This window comes from Mycobacterium sp. SMC-18 (assembly GCF_045310895.1).
Lineage (GTDB): Bacteria > Actinomycetota > Actinomycetes > Mycobacteriales > Mycobacteriaceae > Mycobacterium.
Genome location: NZ_JBJIAL010000090.1, coordinates 1 through 5474, shown reverse-complemented (window position 1 = coordinate 5474; position 5474 = coordinate 1). Strand labels below are relative to the sequence as shown.

4 protein-coding genes and 1 pseudogene are annotated in these 5474 nt (G+C 59.9%); 2 read left to right on the top strand and 3 right to left on the bottom strand.

Annotated elements, in window-relative coordinates:
- Positions 1 to 155 precede the first annotated feature (155 nt).
- Positions 156 to 1193 carry a metallophosphoesterase gene (locus tag ACJH6J_RS29900; protein WP_406805000.1) on the bottom strand — a complete coding sequence of 346 codons (1038 nt, stop codon included), beginning with the start codon at positions 1191 to 1193 and terminating at the stop codon, positions 156 to 158.
- A 17-nt stretch (positions 1194 to 1210) separates the two neighbouring features.
- On the bottom strand, positions 1211 to 1561 hold the full coding sequence (locus ACJH6J_RS29895) for a DUF732 domain-containing protein (protein WP_406804999.1): 351 nt from the start codon (positions 1559 to 1561) through the stop codon (positions 1211 to 1213).
- 124 nt (positions 1562 to 1685) lie between these two features.
- Here ACJH6J_RS29895 and ACJH6J_RS29890 point away from each other — a divergent pair.
- Together ACJH6J_RS29890 and ACJH6J_RS29885 are read left to right on the top strand one after the other, a co-directional pair.
- Positions 1686 to 2764: pseudogene (locus ACJH6J_RS29890) on the top strand (HNH endonuclease).
- 133 nt (positions 2765 to 2897) lie between these two features.
- Positions 2898 to 3059 carry a hypothetical protein gene (locus ACJH6J_RS29885; RefSeq protein ID WP_406804998.1) on the top strand — a complete coding sequence of 54 codons (162 nt, stop codon included), beginning with the start codon at positions 2898 to 2900 and terminating at the stop codon, positions 3057 to 3059.
- Positions 3060 to 3218: 159 nt separating this feature from the next.
- Here the strand turns inward: ACJH6J_RS29885 and dpdD are convergent, their stop codons facing one another.
- Positions 3219 to 5345 carry a protein DpdD gene (gene dpdD / locus ACJH6J_RS29880; protein WP_406805001.1) on the bottom strand — a complete coding sequence of 709 codons (2127 nt, stop codon included), beginning with the start codon at positions 5343 to 5345 and terminating at the stop codon, positions 3219 to 3221.
- Positions 5346 to 5474 lie beyond the last annotated feature (129 nt).

Below are 5474 nucleotides of genomic sequence, written 5' to 3'. Positions count from 1 at the left end.
TTGCCATGGGGACATCCTTCCAGCCCGCCCATGCTGGGCAAGCCAACTCAGATGTCACCTATTCGTGCAGCAGACCCTTTCTCGGACTGCAGAATCCGGCCGAATCAGCCGGGTACTCGCGCTGACCAGACTCCCGCCGCCTTGACGAGAATGCCTCAGCCGCAACGCACGACGACTACCAAGCGAAGCAGATGTTGTCTTGATCGACGAATCTGCCACCTCAGATTGGACCACCAAACCCAAGTTGGATCAGAAGGTATTTGCCAGTAATTCTCCACCCGCACAGTCGATTCCCCCGACCACCGGTACGCGGTCAATGTCCCGCCTTTCACCGCACTGAAGTCGACGCATGCCGTGCGGTCGGTCCAGTCGAGACCATGCTCAGGTGTGCCCGTTCGCCAGTAGTGGCCGTACACAACCGGCACATCACCGCGGTAGACGTGGTCGGCGTTGGCGATCGAGAGTGACGGCAGCTCTGGGTACGGCGCCCCGTCGGGAGTCGTGAAAGTGCTTGTCATCTCGGCCAACTCGTTCAGCGTCGAGCCGGTGCTCCACCACCGAAGGCGCGCCTGTTCGCGGGTATGACCGTCCTTGTCCAGGTACGGCAGCTGGCCGTGATCGGTCAGACTCAACTCCGGTCCCTTGATGAGCGTCTCGATCGCTTCGTACAGTGGATGCCCCTTAGTCGATGCCGCCGCGAACTGCTTATCGTCACCAAAGACATTCGAACCCAATTCCTGCTCAACGACTTTCATCGAGGGCTCATGCCAGCAGGCATGCACAATTCGCACTCCCCCGAGGTCCAGCCACAGCGGGATGGTGCGGAACCAGTCCAGGTAGTACCGCTGTTGCTCGGCGCTCAACTGTTCCAGGAAGGCGCGGTGCTGATGGGCGTTCTTGTCCGAGTGCCGGCGCAGGTAGTCACCGTCAGCCCGTGGGATGGCGTAACAGATCGCATTGAACTCGTGGTTGCCCATGGTGATCTGCGCGCTGCCGACGTCGACCATGGCCTTGACAGTTTCCAGGACGCGCAGCTGTTGCGGGCCGCGGTCGACCAAGTCACCGACGAACACTGCTTGCCGGCTGGCGTGCCGGTAAGCGCCGTCGGTGCGGCGATAGCCCATGGCATCGAGCAGCGCTTCCAGCGGCTCAGCGCAGCCGTGAATATCACCGATGACGTCGTAGCCAGGCACGAACTGATCATCGCACCTCACGTCCTTGTATTCCCATTACCGGCAGGGTGTAGAAACGCCCGGACCACTGGCTGGGTGTCGGGGCACATATTGAGCGACGCTGCGGCGACGATGATGCCGGTCTCGTAGTCGGAGTATCCACCCCGCGCCACGAAGTTCAGCGCCGCCGGCACCCCGGCACCGGATCGCATCAAGCGGCAGGCGAGCTTGCCCTGGTCAATGACATCGGTAATCGACGCGTAGAAGACACCGTTGTTGTCGAGGTCGGCGACGAAGTCGTACTGATCGGCGTGAGCCGGCGCTGCGGCGATGAGACCGATGAGGGCCAGGCCGCAGGTGGCGAGCAGCCGGTCAAGGTGAGTGGTCATCAGGGTCTCCGTTCTTCTGCGAACTGCCCGCCGGCTGCGAGCCCTACAGAATGACAGCGGCCACCGACAAGTTCGGAGGCTCACGCGAGCCGGGCACAAGACCGCACGGGAAGTGGCAACAAGAATGCGTGCTCGACGCATCGATCCTCTGCTGCTTGGGCAGCGCGTGGTCGCAATATTGGAAACGGGCGCGCGGGTTGCAACGTACAAGTTGGCGACGTTGATGGCACTCATCGATCACTGCATCGAGAACTTGCCGCAATACCCGGCTGATCCGCTACCAGTACCCATCCCCGCGCTCGCGCACAGGGTCATGGAGTTGTACTGGCGCCAGGTCCGGCCGTTCGAGGGGCATGATCTACGCCAGTCGACTCAGGAGCGCGAGCGAATTCCTCGCGCGGTCCGAGCATTACGAGATGCCGCGCATGGGTCGACGTTATCGATGGCAATGACGTCAGCACCCGACGTCTACCGCGGAAGTATCGACGAGATCGGTCTGTGCCTGGCGCAGCAGCCGCTCTACCGATTGCAGCGACTGCCCGGCACCGAGACCAGCGAGTTGTTCCTTTACGACGACGGGTTTCTGCACTCGAATGTCTCCCGTCGAACCCTTCGCGAGCACGGTGATTCGATCGAACTGATGCCGGGAGTCGCCACCGGGCTCGCTCGGCTCGCCGGATTGCTCAAGCCGGCGCTGGAGATCATGTGGGTCGACGATGTGCGACGCATGAACAGGTTCCTTACCGCCGACGTCCCCGATATCGCGGGGCACCTGTTCGGGCGGGATCGCACCGCCTTAGCCGCAGTCAGAGGGCCGTTGAAGGACGCCTTCGGTCCGCACTGCTTCTATTGCAAACCCGTCTGCCTGCCGACAACCCCATCGATCACGTGCTGCCATGGTCACTGGTCGGGATCGACGGTTTGACCAATCTGGTGCTCGCGTGCTCTCGGTGCAACACAGACAAGCGTCACGCGCTACCGTCGGTCGCCATGGTGGATTGAGTGCTGGGTCGCGACCGAGACGTTCTTGAGCAGATCGCCGGCGAAATCCGTTGGCCCACTGAATACAACCGCGTTGAATCGGCTGGCCGGGGAATCTATCGGGGCCAGCCGACAGGGGTCGCGACGTGGTCCGGATACAAGGCAAGCACACGACTCGACATAGCGTTTGCGTCGAGTTGGATTGGGGCGGCGCCGAGTTAGCAGGGGAGGGTCCACCCTGCATACTCACATCGACCCGCGACAGCATCTGCCAAGGCGATGCAGAGGAGCGTATGCCGATCCCAATTTCACTCCCTAGATGTCTGTCGACTCCATATCACGGAGCGTCCAACTCTTGGCCACCGATCTCTGCGCGACAACTGGAGTGGTGATCGGGGACTTCAAGGCTGACCACAACCTGCGGCACCGGCACTCGGCGCTGGGCTACCGAACACCCGCCGAGTACGCTGCCGTCTGTACGTGCAGTCACACCCCGATGGCCTGCGAAATCAACTGAATCTGGATCAACAAACCCGACTCTAATTCCGGGTGGACTCAGAATCGGGGACTCGCCACTGTGTACTACGCTGCGCATACATGGTCAGAATTGGCCACGGACCAGCCCCCGGGGCCCCCGAGCCCAACCAATGCGTAATCGAATCACAGGTCGCCAACGCTATCGAGTTAGGACGGCTTCCAGCGCTCTCAGAAAGCCCGTTACGCCCCGTTGCTGAGGCAAGATTTGCCGATCCCTTGACCGCACAGCATCGATGCCTCCGGTCGCCTGATGGGCGGCATGCCAGGTATCTACGATGAAGTAATCAGCACGTTCGGCCAGTGTTCGAAGCCCGGGGGTGGCCACCTTGTCGTCATTGCCTTTGACCTGAACCGAACTCAGCTTCGAAAGTCGACCTGCCAGGAGTATTGCCGCACGCGGCAGCAATGAATAGAGACCCAACAGCTTTCCGTCAAGTTCAGACCACACGTCGCGTTCAGTATCTGGCATATCGAAATGTCGAGGCAGCAGTCCGAACTCTTCCGCCAATGACTCAATCTCAACTCGCTCATGAAGGCGCGCACGCCCATAGGACTGGCGCGCGCGCTCAATTGTGCTCACAGCGAATGCAGTACGCGCCACATCGTCGGGGCACGACGAATTCGCGGCAGCTTCCAGCACGCCGATCGCCCAACTGACTGCGACGGGTGAAGCAATCGTCGTCCAAATGTGAGTGGTCTGCTCCAGGACGGTGCGGTACTCGTCAGTGTTAGGACCACTATCGAGCCATGCAGAAAAGAGGTCCAGATACGCGCCACGGACCATTTCGCTGAAATTTTCTTGTTCCGCAAGGAGCAAGAGCACAGTGTGACAGAAATCGTTCGCCACCCCGCGCGAAAGCACCTCGGCAGCCTCATTGCACAAGAGATCTAGACAAGAACGAACCTGGTCATCGTTTACACCGCCAACGGCTTCAAGGAGTGCATCGCTGAGTTCTGCAGCCCCGCCGGCGGGAAGGCCACTGATCGGCGTCCACTCACATCGACGGTCTCGCATCACCGAACCGCCATCAGCCCAACGTTCGCCGGCAGCGAGTCGGCGCGACCATGTCAGCCATCCGTCGCATGTGTTCCCTATAAACTGCTCAAGCTCATCAAGGTCGCGCCGCTCGCGTCGACTGAGGTTCAACTTGCCATTAGCGTTGAACTCGCGAACCAACTCGAGGACCCGTGGTGCATCATTGGTCAGGCTGCCCTCCAGCACCGCCTGAACAGCAATGTCTGCCATCTCAGCGGTCGGTCGAGTCACGAAGTCTGTTACGACTTCACTGAACCGCCCCTGTTCGAAGGCTGCGGCGATCGGATCTTCTGCCGTAGCCGCGATATCAGTCAGGAATGAGGCTGTGCTCGGTACAGCTAACTCAGTGAGTTGAGTTCGTTCATCCAAGTCGACTGCCCGACTGAGTATTTCTTGTTGCCTGCCGACATCGTTGTCAGCTAAGGCAGTGAGAAATGCAACCGCCCGCCCCTCTCGGGAGGAGGGCACCCGAAGGACATGGAGCAATGGACCGAATATCTGCAATACTGCACGCTCATTGAACGCAGTCGAGATCGTCTGATGGCTAGTCCCAACGAGTTCGGTCCACCACACCATCTTCAGCAGAATTTCGGAAACAGCCTGTGGCTTACGCGATTTAAGCATCGCATCGATATGGGGCAGTGCCCGCAAATCATTCCAGCGACCGAACGCGCCTAGATACTCGATCCGGAGATACCGGAGGTTCTCCGCACTCACATGCCCGTTTAGCTGGAGGTCACCCAGGAGTTGACTAGCAGAGTGGTCATCCTTCGCCAGCAACGCCAAACGAAAATCCCGGAGTAGGTCCGTGTGTGCAGGTTTCAGATCGAGTCGCCGCCAAACGCGCCCACTAAGAGTGGCCACCATGTCCTCGAGTCGTGCCAGCATCTCGTCTGCGCCTATTTGGCCGGGGACTACACGGCGAAGGAAAGACGCACAGCGAAAGCCGACTGACCTCGAAGCCTTAGACAAGTCTTGCCGCAATCGTTCGGCAGGTACTGCCTCAACCGACACCAAGCTGGGGCCGAGAAACGCGATAACCGACTCCCTACCGCGTCGCTGCCCTTCTGTGTCCTCACTGAAAAGGTAGAACCCGTCACGCCAAGGTAGGATTATCCAGTCACTCGTGTTCGGTCGATAACGCGACGTTTGAGACTCGATTAGGCCCTCGATCCGGTCAGTTCTGGATCCAAATCGCGAGAGGTCGCCCACTAACTCGACAAGCGCCATTTCGATCGTCACAGCACACCGCCAAATCGGTCGAACGCGTCCATCCTTGCTTGTGAACCGTCCCGGGTTTCATGCACCCTCAGGTTTCTGTGATCCGGCCGGTCTACCGGTCACGAGTTGGGAATAGTA

Coding starts and splice junctions, on each gene's coding strand:
- ACJH6J_RS29895 (WP_406804999.1), bottom strand. CDS start 1,561: ATGACCACTCACCTTGACCGGCTGCTCGCCACCTGCGGCCTGGCCCTC.
- dpdD (WP_406805001.1), bottom strand. CDS start 5,345: ATGGCGCTTGTCGAGTTAGTGGGCGACCTCTCGCGATTTGGATCCAGA.